Source organism: Kitasatospora sp. NPDC096128, assembly GCF_040303105.1.
Taxonomy (GTDB): domain Bacteria; phylum Actinomycetota; class Actinomycetes; order Streptomycetales; family Streptomycetaceae; genus Kitasatospora.
Genome location: NZ_JBEOSP010000004.1, coordinates 45,858 through 59,921, shown reverse-complemented (window position 1 = coordinate 59,921; position 14,064 = coordinate 45,858). Strand labels below are relative to the sequence as shown.

Below are 14,064 nucleotides of genomic sequence, written 5' to 3'. Positions count from 1 at the left end.
ACACGGGGACCGGGATCGGGGCACGGCGGCGCACGGCCGTAGGGAACGGTACGGCCGCGGAAGAGGGCAAGCGGAAAGGGCGGAAAGAAAGAGGCAGCGCCCGGCGTCAGAGCCGGAAAAGGGCGTGCGTCAGCAGCTGGGGCGACAGCTCATCGCCGTCACACGGCGCAGGTCGATGTGCCTGCGCGAAACGAGGTATCCAGCCATGCGGGCACTATGCGTGGTGATCGTCGGCGGAGTCAAATCGTCCGCATGACCCCGGCGGCCGGGGCGCGGGCGGCGGCCTCACAGCTCGCGGATCACGCGCCTGGTCAGTGCGTACCCGAACGCACCCGTCAGGCAGAGCCCGGTCGTCGCGAACACCGCCCGACTCCCGAAGGCGTCCACCGCCGCTCCGGCCGCGATCACCGAGACCGGGAAGACCCCCAGCGCGCAGAAGGTGATGGCCGCCATGACCCGGGCCAGCAGCGCGGGCGGGGTGCTCCTCTGCACACCGGTGACGACCAGGACGTTGGTCACCGTGCTGGCACCGCCGGCCAGGCAGAGCAGCAGCACGGCGCCGACGAGGCCGGTGAACGGCACCAGACCGATCGCCGCGCCCATCACCAGGCCGGAGAGCATCGCCGTGCGCCCGCGCGAGCGCAGGTCGGTGAGGCCGGCCGCGAACAGGCCGCCGACCAGCGCACCGCCGGTGAAGGCGGCCAGCAGCACGCCCAGGCCGACGGCGCCGGCGGCGAAGCCGTGGGTGGCCAGGGTCGGCAGGGCGACCCGGGTGGCGCCGCCCACCGTCAGGTTCGCGATCACCGTCACCGTCAGCACCGCGCGCAGCAGCGGCGAATCCCGCAGCAGGGCACGGAAGTTCCGCGGCACGGAGGCGCGTTCGGAGATCGGGCCGGGTGGGGCGACCGGGCTGCCGCGACCGATCAGCAGCAGCGTCATCGCCGACACGGCGAAGGTCGCCGCATCCAGGCCCAGTGCGACGGCCGGGTTCAGCCAGGCGACCAGCGGGCCGGCCAGTGCCGGACCGAGCAGACCGGCGCCGAAGGTGACCGTGCTGTTCAGCGCGTTGCCCGCGTGCAGGTCCTCGGCGGGCAGCAGGGTCGGGGTGATCGCCCAGGCGGCGGGGAGGAACACCCCGGCTCCGAGGCCGACCAGCAGCGCGAGGGCGCCGATCAGTCGGAAGTCCGCCGTCCCGCTCGCGGCGACCGCGCACAGCCCGGCGGTGGCGAGCAGCCGGCCGAGGTCGGCGGACAGCATCACCCGCCGGGCGCCGAACCGGTCGGCGAGCATGCCGCCGAGCGGGGTGGCGGCCAGGCGTCCCGCGCCGTAGGCGGCGACCACCAGGCTCAACTGGCGGGCGCCTCCGGCGAGGGAGTAGACCAGCAGGGGCAGGGCGACCACCTGGAACGCGTTGCCGAACTCCGAGGTGGCCTGCCCGATCACCAGCAGCCGGAAGCCGCGGGCGCGCAGGGGCGCGACGCCGAATCGGGGGCGGAATCGCAACAGCCTTGCTGTGCGGGCTGTTGCAGCGCTGTCCGTTCCCGCGCTGCCCGTTCCCGCTCCGTCTGTCCCCGTCCCGTCTGTTCCCGCGCTGTCTGTCCCCGTTCCGTCTGTTCCCGCGCGGCTAGCCATCGAGCGAGACCGGCAGCGACTCCAGGCCGCGCAGCATGATCGTGTTGCGCCAGGGCAGGGTCTCCTCGGCGGCGGCCAGCTCGATCCGGGGGAAGCGCTCCAGCAGGCCGGTCAGCGCGACCTCGCTCTCCAGCTTGCCGAGGAAGGAGCCGAGGCACCGGTGCAGGCCCTGTCCGAAGGCCAGGTGGCCCGGATCGCCGCGGTCCAGGATCAGCCGGTCGGGGTCGGTGAAGCGGGCCGGGTCGCGGTTGGCCGCGCCGAGCGAGAGCAGCACCAGCTCGTCCGCCGGGATCTCCACGTCGTCGACCATCACGTCGGCGTTGGTGAAGCGCAGCGTGGCCATGCTCACCGGGGACTCGTAGCGCAGGAACTCGTCGATCGCGACCGGCATCGCCGCCGGGTTGGCACGCAACCAGGCGAACTGGTCGGGGTGGTGGAGCAGCGCCAGGACGGCGGTGCCGAGCAGGTTGACGGTGGTCTCGTGACCGCCGATCAGCAGCAGGAAGACCATCGAGAACACCTCCTGCTCGGTGAGTTCGCCGGCGTCACGGGCCTGAACCAGGTCGGTCAGGATGTCCGTGCTCGGTGCCGCCCGCCGGGCCGCCATCAACTCCCGCAGGTAGTCGTTCAGTTCGGCGGTAGCCTGATGGAACGTCAGATCACCGCCCTGGGTGAGGATCGCCGTCGACCAGGCGCGGAAGGACTGCATGTCCTCCGGAGGGAAGCCCAACAGCTCGCAGATGATCATGATCGGCAGCGGGAAGGCGAAGTCCGTGACCAGGTCGGCGGACCCCCGCCCGCGCAGCCCGTCCAGCAGGCCGCCGGCGATGCGCTCGACCAGCGGTCGCATCAGCTCGACCCGACGGCGGGTGAAAACGCCCTGGATCAGACGGCGCAACCGGGTGTGGTCCGGCGGGTCGCTGTTGAGCATGTGGACGACCTCCGAGCCCAGCGTCAGGCCGGCGCCCCGCCCGCTTGCGATGGCCTGGCTTCGGCGGACGTCCTGCCCGAAGCGCGGGTCCATCAGCGCGGCCCGGACGTCCTGGTAGCGCGTCACCAGATAGACCGGCAGGCCCTCGCCGAATTCCACGGCGGAGACCGCGCCGGCCTCCCGGATCCGGGCCAGCGTGGGGTAGGGGTCGCGGATGAAGGCGGACATCCGCGCGGCGGAGTCGTCGACCGCGGTGCTCATGGAACTCTCCTCGGGCTCGAAACTCTCGCGGCTGCACAGCTGCACAGCTGCACAGCTGCACAGCTGTACGGCTAGACCGTCAGCGACGGGAAGGGCCAGCGGCGCACCCGCATGGGCAGGAACCAGACTCGGCCGGCCTGCTCGGCGATCAGTCCGGCCTCGGCGAAGTCCCGGTGGACGGCGTCCGGCAACAGGCCGACCTCGACGCCCTCGGCCAGTGCCTCCACCTGGGCCAGGTGGTCCGGCTCGTCGATGGTGAACAGCTCCAGGCTCCCGAACCGGCGGTCGCGCACCTCGACGAAGCCGGGGCCGCGTCGGAAGACGCACTTGCTCGGGAAGTACGCGGCACGCCAGTCGTCGGCGACGTCCTGCGGGGCGCCGGTCAACTGCTCGGGCGGGTAGAGGTGGTGGAACCGGCGCCGCGCCGCGCAGCCGTCCGTGCAGACCGCCTCCCAGAGCACGGCCAGGCCCTGTCCGGTGGCCTCGCGCAGCAGCATCAGCGCCCGCGCGGAGGCGGCCGGCGCGTCCGCGCAGAGCCGCACCGGCCGGGTCAGCCGCAGGCAGCGCACCCCGGCCCCGTGCAGCTCGGTGACCTCCGCCCGTGCCGGGCCGGACAGGGTGCGGCGGCCGAGCGCGAAGCCCGGCAAGTCCCGTACCGCGGGGTCGTAGTCGAGCCAGAGCTCGGCCTCCGGGGCGGCCGCGCGCCAGGCGGCGGCACCGCCGTGGCCGTCGGTCCGTTCGGCCGGTCGGGACGGCATCGGGTCAGCCGGTCGTGACCGCATCGAGCACCTCCTCGGCGCGCGGGCTGACGGCGGTGGGGCCGTGCCGGTGCCGCATCCGCATCAGCACCTGGTTGTCGGACTCGACGGCGACCTGGAGGAAGCTGTCCCCGTCGTGGAACAGCAGGCCCAGCGCGGTGAAGCGCTCCAGCACCGGCTCGACCGCCGCCGCGCCGCCGGGGGTCTTGGCGGCCAGCGCGGCGGCCGAGCGGGGCTGGGCCAGCAGCCGGAAGACGGCGAGCTCCACCGGATCGGCCAGCTCGACCGCCCGCCAGTCGTACCCGGGGCGGGTGTTGACCAGCGTGATCCGTCCGCCGGCGTCCCGGTAGCTGAGCCGGCTGTCGGGGAACCGCTCGAGCCAGGTGTCCACCGCCGCGCTCAGCCGCTCCGCGAGGCCGCCGTCGATCCCGCGCGGCGGCGCGGTGAACACGTAGGCCAGCTCGGCGAGTTCGCTCTCCGGCAGGCGGTAGGTCGCGCGGTACTGGAAGGCCGGCCGGGTGATCGCGAAGCCCAGCTCGGGGCGGTCGAAGTACGGGCTGAACCGCTCGATCGCGATCCGTCCCGCTCCGGTCGGCGGGTCCAGGTGGTGCAGCACGGGCAGTTGGCGGATCACCGACTCGTAGTCGGCCGGCTGCTCGCCGGGGAAGCCGTAGAGGTAGTTCCAGGTCACCGAGACCCCGGCGCTCTGCGCGTCCCGGAGCGCACGGACGTTCTGGCAGCCCGTCACTCCCTTGTCCATGATCCGCAGGACCCGGCTGCTCAGGCTCTCGATGCCCGGCTGCACCTGGGCCGCGCCCGAGTCGCCGAGCAGCTGGAACTGGTGGCGGCGCAGGTTGGCCTTGATCTCGAAGTGCAGCCGCAGGTCGACCGGGAGTTCGGCGAGCGACTTCAGGACGGTGTCGAAGTAGCCCATGTCCAGGATGTTGTCGACCACGTAGACGTCGAGCAACTGGTGGCGCTCGACGAGCGCGAGCAGCTCGGCGAGGAAGTCCGCCGGCGGCTTGGAGCGGAACTCCATCGAGGACCCGTTGAGCCCGCAGAAGGTGCAGTGGTGCTTTTCGCCCCACCAGCAGCCCCGGGAGCCTTCCAGGACCAGCTTGGGATCGACCCAGCCGGCCGCGACGGAGGCGTCGAGCCGCTCGAAGAAGCCGTCGTAGCGGGGCCTCAGGATCGCGGCGGGCGGCAGCGGACGCCTCGCCATCGCGTTGGCCGTCGAGGTGCCGGAGTCGTCACGCCAGCACAGTCCGGGGATCGCCGAGAGGTCGCCGCCCGCCAGGAGCGCCGGGAAGGCGGCCTCGGCCTCCCCGCGCACCACGTAGTCCAGGAAGGAGAAGTTGCGGTGCAGTGCGGCGCCTTGCGGGCCGTCGCAGTTCGCGCCGCCGAACACCGTGCGGACCTGCGGGCACCGCTGCTTGAGCAGTCTGGCGGCGGCGAGGCTGGCGGTGTTCTGCTGGAAGGTGGTGGTGAAGCCGACCAAGTCCGGTGGATCGGCGGCGAGTTCCTCGACCAGCCGGGCGATGAAGGCGGGGGCGATGGTGCGGACGGCCCGGGTCAGCGCGATCTCCCGCTCGCTCGCGCCGTTCGCGGTGAGGTACTCGAAGTAGCCTGCGAAGTCGGCGTCGTCGGCACTGCCGTGATCGCCGTCGCCGTCGTCGCCGTCGCCGTCGTCGCCGTACAGGGCTCCGGCGAACGCCCAGTCGCCCGCGCCCTGGAAGTAGGACTTCTCGGCGAAGTACTGGTAGTCGTCCGCGCCGAAGTCCGCGTTCCCGGCCGCCCAGTCCACGAAGTCCAGGTTGGCGTACCGCACTTCGACCCGGTGGCCGGCCCGTGCGGCGGCCGTGTGCAGGATCCCGAGCGCCAGCGACGGTACGTCGATCGCGCCCCACGGCATGTGGAGGAGGACGATACGCATGGTGGCCACTTCTGTCGGTCGTTGATGGTCACTGGCGGTCGGTGGGGTGTCGCCCCGGGGCACCGCGGGCGCCCCGGGGCGACGGTGGGTCACTTGCCCTTGGGCTCCGGCTTCGGCTTCGCCTGCCCCTTCAGGGCGGGCGCGACCGCTGCGGCCTTGGTGATGTCGAGTGTGAAGTTCTGGACCACCACGGCGCCCCGGTCACGCTCCGGGGTGCTGATCGGGTCGTTCTGAATGCTGCGTCGCTTCATGGCTGTTCACCTCCTTCCATCGGATCGGCGGGAACCCCGGGGCGATCGCCCCGGGGCGACCGGGGGAGCGGTGCCGGCCAGGCGTGCCCGGCGAAGCGGACCATCGCGGCCAGCACCGATCGGTGGTCGGCGGTCCGGCGGCTGTAGTGTCCGCCGTCCACCCAGAGCAGCTCGTGCGGCAGCGCCAGCCGGCGCAGGTCCGCGGCGTACCGGGCGACCTGGTCGGGTGGGCAGCGCTCGTCGGTCCGCGAGGCGACCAGCAGGACGGGCGAGCGGACCTGGTGCACGTACGATCGCGGGTCGGCCGCGCGGTAGCGCTCGGGGACCTCGTCCGGGGTTCCGCCGAAGAGCTGCCGGTCGACCTCGCGCAGTGCGGGGGTGGTGGTGCGGTAGGCGGCGGGGTAGTCCGCGATCGGCTGGGCGGCCATGCCGAGCGACCACAGCTCCGGCTGCGCGCCCATCGCCAGCAGGGTCAGGTAGCCGCCCCACGAGAATCCGCAGAGCCCGGTGCGCTCCGCGAGCGCCGTACCGTCGGCGACCAGCTCCGCGCGGACGGCGGCCAGGTCCTCGATCTGGGCCAGCCCGACCCGGTGGCCGTACTCGTGCTGCCAGCCGGCGCCGTAGCCGGTGGAGCCGCGGTAGTTGGTGCGCACCACCGCGTAGCCGTGGCGCACCAGGGCGTTCACCCGCGGGTCGAAGGAGTCCCGGTCGTGGGTGGCGGGGCCGCCGTGGACCAGGAAGAGGGTCGGCCACGGGCCGTCGCCGGCCGGGGTGCTGACGAAGCTGTGGATCCGCCCGTACGGCCGGGCGGTCCAGCGCCGACTGCGGGAGGTGTCGCCCCGGTCCGGTTCGGGGTCGTCCGCCTCGGCCGTGCCGGGGCGCAGGAGCAGTGGGCGGGGCGGTGTCGACTCCCGGCTCCAGACGCAGTGCAGGGTGCCGTCCGGGGCGCAGGACAGGTCGTGGATCGTGCCGCCGGGCGTAGGGATTTCCCGGGTGGGCGGGGCTTGTTCCGCCGATCCCTGTTCCGGCGTCCCCTGTTCCGGCGTCCCCTGTTCCCGCGGACCCTGTTCCGTCGGGGGGTCGAGGTCGGCGAGGAGGAGCCGGCTCCGCCCGGCCCGCTCGTGCTGGATCAGCACCTCGCGCGGCCCCCGGTACCAGCCGGTCGAGATCTCCGAGCCGAACGACAGCCGGGGGTGTCTTCGCAGGCCCGTGTCCGGCCGCCAGGTCGCGACCGTGTACCGCTCGTCCTCCTCGACCACCAGGAGCAGTTCCGGTTCGAGCAGCGCGAGCGGATTGAACTCGATCGGCCAGAGCCGGAGCCGCCGGCCGCCGGCGAGCTGAACCGCACCGTCCGCCCGGGCGTCCGTCGGCCACAGGACCACCGCGTCGTCCCCGTCGGGGCGCCCGCCGAGGGCGAGCAGCCGACCGTCCGGCGACAGGTCGGCCAGGCTCAGGTAGCCCGGCGCCGAACCGACCAGCCGCGCCCCGCCCGCGGGCGGGCCGACGTAGCAGTGCGAGGCGTCGTCGACGCCGACGGCCACCGCGGCGAGCGCGCCGGTCCGGTCGAAGGCGACGCCGTAGGCCCGCCCGCGCGGCACGCCGCGCAGCGCCGTGCCGCCCGTGCCGCCCTCGAAGGGCTCCCGCCACCACCGGCCCTGCCCGGCGCCGTCGGCGTCGAACCACCAGATGGCGTCGCCGTCCGGCTCGATCTCGCTCAGGTGAACGCCCTCCGGCAGGTCGGTGACCACCCGGCGCCGACCCGTCCCGAGGTCCCAGGCCACCGCCTGCCAGCGCTCCTCGACGAGTCGCGTCTCGACCGCGCGGTCGCCCGCCAGCGCGGCGAAGCCGGGGGACTGGAACGACTGCGTCATGGGCCCGGCCCTTTCGGCTCGATGGTGGGAACAGACCGTGCTGAGCATCCCGGGCCGGTCGGTCGGAGTGAAGGTCCGGTGAATCCACGTGAAGAAAAGGTCACTTGTGGAGGATCGCGGCCACTCTAGGAGGGCGTCGCGGCCGCGAACAGACCTTTCGCACAGATGGCCGAAAGACAGCTGAGATGAATGCCGACGGCCGTCCGCGCGCGGCGGCGAGCGGCTGCGGGTGGCGGCGAGCGGCTGCGGTTGGCGGCGAGCGGCTGCGGTTGGCGGTGCGCTCGCCCAGGGCCTGTCCGGGGCCGACGCCGGTGGACGCCGGGTGGACGTGGGCCGACGGCACTGCTGGACGCGCGTTGATCGCTCGTCTACCGGGGGGTCCTACGGTCGGGGCGTTCGGCAAGTTCCGTACCGCTCAGAAGGATTCCCATGATCGACCCGGCCGCACCGTCGCGCGGTGACACCCCCTGGATCGGCGACGATCCGCGCTTCACCGAGTTGCGCGCCAGCTACCGCAGGTTCGTGTTCCCGGTGACGGCGGCGTTCCTGCTCTGGTTCCTGACGTACGTCCTCTGCTCGGCCTACGCCCGCGGCTTCATGGCGACCAAGGTCGTCGGGAACATCAACGTGGCGCTGGTCTTCGGACTGCTGCAGTTCGTCTCGACCTTCGGCATCGCCCTGGCCTACGGCCGGTTCGCCGCCCGACGGCTGGACCCGCTGGCCGGGGCACTGCGCGAAGAGGCGGCCGCCCGGTCGGGCGGCGAGCAGGAGCTGACGGGGAGCCAGGCATGAGACAGCACCTTTCGGCCGCCGCGGCGGCGAAGTCGGCCTCGCACCAGGGCCTGACCATCGGCCTGTTCGTCGCTCTGGTGGCGGTGACCCTGGTCATCACCCTCTGGGCGCGCCGCAGCACCCGGGGCACCGGCGGCTTCTACACCGGCGGCGGCCAGTTCTCCGCGCTGCAGAACGGGATCGCGATCTCGGGCGACTACCTGTCCGCGGCGTCCTTCCTGGGCATCGCGGGGATCATCGCGCTCTCCGGCTACGACGGCTTCCTGTACTCCATCGGCTTCCTGGTCGCCTGGCTGGTCGCGCTGCTGATGGTGGCCGAACTGCTGCGCAACACCGGGCGGTTCACCATGGCCGACGTGCTGGCGGCGCGGCTGCGCAGCGGGCCGATGCGGACCGCCGCCGGGGTGTCGACCATCGTGGTGTCGATCTTCTACCTGATCGCGCAGATGGTCGGCGCGGCGACGATCGTCGGGCAGCTGCTCGACGTCAAGGGCGCCGCCGCGCAGATCTGGACCATCCTCGGGGTCGGCGCCCTGATGATCGTCTACGTCGTGGTCGGCGGGATGAAGGGCACCACCTGGGTGCAGATCGTCAAGGCGGTGCTGCTGATCGCCGGCGCGGCCGTGATGACCGTGTGGGTGCTGGCGAAGTACGGCTTCGACCTCAGCCACCTGCTCGGGGACGCCGCCTCGGCGTCGAAGAAGGGTGACGCCTTCCTCCAGCCCGGCCTCAAGTACGGGGCGACGGACGGCTGGTCGAAGCTCGACCTGGTCAGTCTGGGCGTCGCCCTGGTGCTGGGCACCGCGGCGCTGCCGCACGTGCTGGTGCGCTTCTACACCGTCCCCACCGGCCGGGACGCGCGGAAGTCGGTGAACTGGGCGATCGGCATCATCGGGGTCTTCTACCTGATGACCCTGGTGCTCGGCTTCGGCGCGGCCGCGCTGGTCGGCACGGCGACGATCAAGGCGAAGGACCCGTCCGGCAACACCGCCGCCACCCTGCTGGCCGAGCACCTGGGCGGGGGTGCGGGCACTACCGGGGGCTCCCTGATGCTCGCCTTCATCGCGGCGGTGGCGTTCGCCACCATCCTGGCGGTCGTCGCCGGGCTCACCCTGACCTCCTCGTCCTCGTTCGCCCATGACCTGTACGCCAGCGTCATCCGCAAGGGCCGGGCCACCGAGCGGCAGGAGCTGGTCACGGCGAAGATCGCGGCGGTGGTCATCGGCGCGGTCGCGGTCGCCCTGTCGATCTTCGCCCGGGACCTCAACGTGGCGTTCCTGGTGGCCCTGGCCTTCGCCATCGCGGCCTCGGCCAACCTGCCGGCGATCCTGCTGACCCTGTTCTGGAAGCGCTTCACCACCTTCGGCGCCAAGTGCGGCATCTACGCGGGCCTGGTCGCCTCGATCGGCCTGGTGCTGCTCTCGCCGATCTGCTGGGGCGGCGCGAGCAGCACCGTCCCCGCCGTGAAGCTGACGGCCGCCCAGGCGAAGGACTGCGGGGTGGACGCGGCCAGCAAGCAGGTCGGCAACGCCACGGCGCTGATCTCCTGCACCGCCACCGCGCCCGTCCCGCTGCAGAACCCGGGCGTGCTCTCGATCCCGATCGGGTTCGCGGCCGCCGTCCTCGGCTCGCTGGCCGGCGGCCGCCGGCGTCGCGACGAGGAGGCGGAGCGGCGCGGCTTCGAGGAGCTGGAAGTCCGCGCGCTCACCGGGGTGGGGAGGTAGACATGGCGACCGGCTCCAACCTCGACGAGTTCCTCGCCGACCTTGCGCGCTACGCCGCCGCCGACGTCCTGACCGCCCAACTCACCGCGGACACCCTGCGCAAGTACCTGCGCGCCGGGCTGATCGTCCCCGGCGACCTGTGCGCCGGTGACACCGAGGGCTACGCGCAGCGGCTGCTGTACGCCGGGCGCACCCACTCCGTGGTGGCCCTGACCTGGCTGCCCGGGCAGTTCACCCCGATCCACGACCACATCGCCTGGTGCGTGTCGGGGGTGGTGGAGGGCGTCGAGGTGGACGAGTCGTACCGGCTGTGGCGGCTCCCCAAGTCCGGCCGCAAGGTGCTGGCACCGGTCGCCCGGACGACCTGTTCGGCCGGCCGGGTGCAGCTCCTGGTCCCGCCCGACGAGGACATCCACCGGGTGTCGAACGGCGGCACCGGACGCGCGGTCTCCCTGCACGTCTACGGCGCGGACATCTCGCTGAACGCGGGCACCTCGATCAACCGGATCTTCGGACAGGAGGTCGTGGACCGCCCGCCGGACGGCGCCCGCCCGGTGAGCCGGCGGAGCCCGGAGGCCCTGGCCCCCTGACCGACACCCGACCCCTTGCCTCCGACGCCTGACCTGCGACGCGCGCCGACGATCCGTCGGCGCGCGTCGCAGTCCGTCCGTCCGTCCGTTCGTCCGTCCGTCCGTCCGTGGTGCATCATGTCCTCGATCACAGGGGGTGTGATGGCGCTGTTCCCGCCGAAGTGTCCGGTCGGGCCGCAGGAACGGGTCTGGATCGAGGAGTCGATGGCCTGGCTGGCGGCCGAGTTCGGCCTCGGTGTGCTGGAGCGCGCCCCGGTCCTGCCGACCGCCGAGTTCTTCCCGGAGCCCTACCGGGGCGACGAGGAGTCCATCCGGGCCGTGATCGCCCGGCTCTGCGGCTACCTGGAGGTGGCGCCCGACCGCCTGACCGTCGAGATCGAGCCGGACGACGGCGAACAGGCCATGGTCGACGGCCTCCGCCTCAACCACAGCTCCCGCTCCGCCGCCGGGCACTACCGGCGGGAGAACGGGCGCCCGGTGATCGCCGTCACCCGGCGCCAGGCCGCCCGCCCGGTCGCCCTGGTCGCCACCGCCGCCCATGAACTCGGCCACGTCCGGCTCCTCGACGAGCAGCGGATCCCCCGGGACCGGCGCGACCACGAACCGCTCACCGACCTGCTGACGGTGCATTTCGGCCTCGGCGTCTTCACCGCCAACTCCGCCTTCAACTTCAGCCGGAACGACCGGGGTTGGTCGTACTCCCGGCTCGGCTACCTGACCGAGCGGATGCTCGGCTACGCGCTGGCCTGCTACGCCCACCGGCGCGGCGAGGCCAAGCCCGGGTGGGCCCGTCACCTCACCACCAACCCGCGGGCCCATCTCAAGCAGGGTCTGCGCTACCTGGGGCAGCACCCGCCGATCGCATGACCGGGGGAGGGGCGGGATCCAGCCGGATCCTGGCGCCTGTCCGGGAGTTGGGCCGACAGGGCGTGCCGGAACACGTCGCGCGGGCCCCAGCGGGCCGGATCGGCGGCCGTGGTGAGCAGGGTGCGGCGGTTCGGCCGCGTGGCCGGTCGCTCGGCGTGACTTATCGTCAGCCCCCTTGCTGTGACAGCTGGTTGGCCCCCCTCAGCATGCCCGAACCCGGAGGGCCGCGCCCGGGGTTTCGGTCGGAAGTCCGGAAGTGTCGGTGGCCGAGACCTACGGCTTCCTCGCAGCCGCTCGGCCGGGGATACTGGGCGGAGGCGGTCCCTCCGGGGGCCCGGAGGACGGGCGTTCCCGCAGCTCAGGCCACGGGTCCCGGCCCCTGGGCGGCCCCCGGGAGGGCACCGTCCGGTGGGCCCGGTTTCAAATCTCGAGCACGTGTTTCACACATCCCCCTCATCGGGCCCCTCCGATGCTCTACATTGATTTTCGCGCCGCACCGTCGGCGCGAGGGGCGACACATGACGATCTACCGATCCATCCTTGCGCACTGCCGGTAATCGCGATTTCCGGCGGTAGGAGTGGGGTGTCCGAAATCTCGGCACCCGTGCTGAAGTTCTGGGTGTGGAGAGCAACCGTCGACGTTTTTCCGCGCACTTCGGGAATCCGGCCGGACGTCAGGGTCCGTCGGTGCCCGGTGGGATGTTCACGCAGTACGGGAATGGCCGGTTCGCCATTTCCTGGGGGTGCTGCCGTGTGCGGGTAGGAACAGTGCGGCGCGGGAGGCATGACCTCCCGAGGGGAGGAATCAGGTGCGGGAGGCAGCCGCCTTCCGGGGGGAGGAACCGTGTGGAGCGAGCACGTCGAACCCACTGACGACCTGGCAGGGGCGGGGGCTGTTGAGCAGAAGAAGGAGGAGGGAGAATTAGTCGGCCCGTTTCCGTCGGCGCGGGTGCGCCGCCCGATGGGCGGGAAATTCAGCCGGTCCGAGATCGACTGGGAGCAGCAGTACCGCCGTACGGTGATGGTCAGCGATACCGTGGCCACCGCCTTCGTGGTGGCGGCCATCGGGGGATTCTTCGGGGTCCGGGACGCGGCCAACTGGCACGAGAAATGGGGAATTCTCGCCTTCGGCACCGAACTGCTGGTGCTCGGCGCGCTGGCGACGACCCGGGCCTGGGCACCGGCGGTTCTCGGCCAGGGGGCGGAGGAATTCCGCCGACTCGGCCGTTCGCTGTTCACGGCGGCCGTGGTCCTGGCGCTCGGCGGGATCGCCCTCTCCTCGCACAACATCAGGCTCTGGATCTTCGTCGCGATTCCGGCGATCACGATGGTCACCATGACCGAGCGCTACCTGCTGCGGCTGTGGCTGCACAAGCAGCGCAACCAGGGGCGGTGCCTGCGCCCGGTGCTCGCCGCCGGGAGCCCGGCCACCGTGCGCGACCTGATCGCCCGGACCCGCAAGTTCCCGCACCTGGGCTGGCGGGTGGAGGCGGTGTGCACGCCGTACGCGCTGGGGCCGAACGGTGACCGGCTGGACGGCGTGCCGGTGGTCGGTCGGCTGACGGACGTCGCCAACCACGTGCGCCGGGACGGCTACCGCGTGGTCGCGATCACGCCGGACCCGCACTGGTCGCCGGACCGCCTGCAACGGCTGGCCTGGAACCTCGAGGGCGGCGACGCCGAGATGGTCGTGGCGCCGGTGCTGATGGAGGTGGCCGGACCGCGGCTGCACGTCGACGCGGTGCTCGGGATCCCGATGCTGCGGGTCAGCATGCCGGCTTTCACCGGCGCTCCCCGGGCGGTCAAGGCGGTCGTCGACCGGCTGGGCGCGGCGCTGTTGCTGGTGCTGTTCTCGCCGCTGATGCTGTGCGTCGGGCTGCTCGTCGCGCTGGACAGCCGCGGCGGGGTGTTCTACCGGCAGCACAGGGTCGGCAAGGACGGCCGCGGGTTCACCCTGGTCAAGTTCCGCACCATGGTGGCCGGGGCGGACCGGGCCAAGGCCGGGCTGGCCGACCGCAACGAGGGCGCCGGCCTGCTGTTCAAGCTCCGCCGGGACCCCCGGGTGACCAGGGTCGGCGGAGTGCTGCGGCGGTACTCGCTGGACGAGCTGCCGCAACTGCTCAACGTGCTGGCCGGCTCGATGTCGCTGGTCGGTCCGCGGCCGCCGCTGCCGGAGGAGTCCGCCGCCTATGGCCCGGACATCCGCCGGCGACTGCTCGTCAAGCCCGGGCTCACCGGCCTGTGGCAGATCAGCGGGCGCAGCGACCTGCCGTGGGAGGAGGCGGTCCGGCTGGACCTCCGGTACGTGGAGGACTGGTCGCTCGCGCTGGACGCGGTGATCCTCTGGAAGACGCTGCGTGCGGTGCTCCAGGGGCAGGGGGCGTACTGATGGCCATTGCTGGGGGGCGTCGTCCCATCGACGCGCGGACGGGCGGCCGCAAGGGCCGGCCCGAG

11 protein-coding genes are annotated in these 14,064 nt (G+C 72.5%); 5 read left to right on the top strand and 6 right to left on the bottom strand.

Annotation, left to right across the window (positions count from 1 at the left end; all coding sequences use genetic code 11):
* Positions 1-285: 285 nt before the first annotated feature.
* From ABTY61_RS06380 to ABTY61_RS06355, 6 genes are all read right to left on the bottom strand, one after another.
* Positions 286-1,503 (bottom strand): MFS transporter, encoded by a 1,218-nt coding sequence (locus tag ABTY61_RS06380; protein ID WP_350503771.1) that lies wholly within the window; start codon positions 1,501-1,503, stop codon positions 286-288.
* Positions 1,504-1,624: 121 nt separating this feature from the next.
* On the bottom strand, positions 1,625-2,824 hold the full coding sequence (locus ABTY61_RS06375) for a cytochrome P450 family protein (RefSeq protein ID WP_350503770.1): 1,200 nt from the start codon (positions 2,822-2,824) through the stop codon (positions 1,625-1,627).
* 71 nt (positions 2,825-2,895) lie between these two features.
* Positions 2,896-3,606, bottom strand: a complete 711-nt coding sequence (locus ABTY61_RS06370) for a DUF5825 family protein (RefSeq protein ID WP_350503769.1) — start codon at positions 3,604-3,606, stop codon at positions 2,896-2,898.
* The gene (locus ABTY61_RS06365) at positions 3,587-5,515 is read right to left on the bottom strand and encodes a RiPP maturation radical SAM C-methyltransferase (protein ID WP_350503768.1); all 1,929 of its coding nucleotides are present in this window, start codon (positions 5,513-5,515) and stop codon (positions 3,587-3,589) included. The genes ABTY61_RS06370 and ABTY61_RS06365 overlap by 20 nt, the downstream gene beginning before the upstream one ends.
* 89 nt (positions 5,516-5,604) lie before the next feature.
* Entirely contained in the window at positions 5,605-5,766 is a 162-nt protein-coding gene (locus ABTY61_RS06360; RefSeq protein WP_350503767.1) for a hypothetical protein, read from the bottom strand.
* Positions 5,763-7,637 carry an alpha/beta hydrolase family protein gene (locus ABTY61_RS06355; protein ID WP_350503766.1) on the bottom strand — a complete coding sequence of 625 codons (1,875 nt, stop codon included), beginning with the start codon at positions 7,635-7,637 and terminating at the stop codon, positions 5,763-5,765. The genes ABTY61_RS06360 and ABTY61_RS06355 overlap by 4 nt, the downstream gene beginning before the upstream one ends.
* A 429-nt stretch (positions 7,638-8,066) precedes the next feature.
* Between ABTY61_RS06355 and ABTY61_RS06350 the strand changes: the two genes are divergently transcribed.
* The 5 genes from ABTY61_RS06350 (at position 8,067) to ABTY61_RS06330 (ending at position 13,999) form a co-directional block, all read left to right on the top strand.
* Complete coding sequence (locus tag ABTY61_RS06350; RefSeq protein ID WP_350503765.1) at positions 8,067-8,429, top strand: DUF485 domain-containing protein; 363 nt, start codon at positions 8,067-8,069, stop codon at positions 8,427-8,429.
* On the top strand, positions 8,426-10,153 hold the full coding sequence (locus tag ABTY61_RS06345; protein ID WP_350503764.1) for a monocarboxylic acid transporter: 1,728 nt from the start codon (positions 8,426-8,428) through the stop codon (positions 10,151-10,153). The genes ABTY61_RS06350 and ABTY61_RS06345 overlap by 4 nt, the downstream gene beginning before the upstream one ends.
* Before the next feature lie 2 nt (positions 10,154-10,155).
* Positions 10,156-10,743: a cysteine dioxygenase family protein gene (locus ABTY61_RS06340; RefSeq protein WP_350503763.1), complete on the top strand. Its 588-nt coding sequence runs from the start codon at positions 10,156-10,158 to the stop codon at positions 10,741-10,743.
* Positions 10,744-10,860: 117 nt separating this feature from the next.
* The gene (locus tag ABTY61_RS06335) at positions 10,861-11,610 is read left to right on the top strand and encodes a hypothetical protein (protein ID WP_350503762.1); all 750 of its coding nucleotides are present in this window, start codon (positions 10,861-10,863) and stop codon (positions 11,608-11,610) included.
* A gap of 961 nt (positions 11,611-12,571) precedes the next feature.
* Entirely contained in the window at positions 12,572-13,999 is a 1,428-nt protein-coding gene (locus ABTY61_RS06330) for a sugar transferase (RefSeq protein WP_350503761.1), read from the top strand.
* Positions 14,000-14,064: the final 65 nt, after the last annotated feature.

Excerpts from the sequence above, each read along its gene's own strand:
- ABTY61_RS06330 (WP_350503761.1), top strand. The coding sequence starts at position 12,572 with ATGGGCGGGAAATTCAGCCGGTCCGAGATCGACTGGGAGCAGCAGTAC.
- ABTY61_RS06360 (WP_350503767.1), bottom strand. The coding sequence starts at position 5,766 with ATGAAGCGACGCAGCATTCAGAACGACCCGATCAGCACCCCGGAGCGT.
- ABTY61_RS06345 (WP_350503764.1), top strand. The coding sequence starts at position 8,426 with ATGAGACAGCACCTTTCGGCCGCCGCGGCGGCGAAGTCGGCCTCGCAC.
- ABTY61_RS06340 (WP_350503763.1), top strand. The coding sequence starts at position 10,156 with ATGGCGACCGGCTCCAACCTCGACGAGTTCCTCGCCGACCTTGCGCGC.
- ABTY61_RS06375 (WP_350503770.1), bottom strand. The coding sequence starts at position 2,824 with ATGAGCACCGCGGTCGACGACTCCGCCGCGCGGATGTCCGCCTTCATC.
- ABTY61_RS06355 (WP_350503766.1), bottom strand. The coding sequence starts at position 7,637 with ATGACGCAGTCGTTCCAGTCCCCCGGCTTCGCCGCGCTGGCGGGCGAC.
- ABTY61_RS06335 (WP_350503762.1), top strand. The coding sequence starts at position 10,861 with ATGTCCTCGATCACAGGGGGTGTGATGGCGCTGTTCCCGCCGAAGTGT.
- ABTY61_RS06350 (WP_350503765.1), top strand. The coding sequence starts at position 8,067 with ATGATCGACCCGGCCGCACCGTCGCGCGGTGACACCCCCTGGATCGGC.
- ABTY61_RS06365 (WP_350503768.1), bottom strand. The coding sequence starts at position 5,515 with ATGCGTATCGTCCTCCTCCACATGCCGTGGGGCGCGATCGACGTACCG.
- ABTY61_RS06370 (WP_350503769.1), bottom strand. The coding sequence starts at position 3,606 with ATGCGGTCACGACCGGCTGACCCGATGCCGTCCCGACCGGCCGAACGG.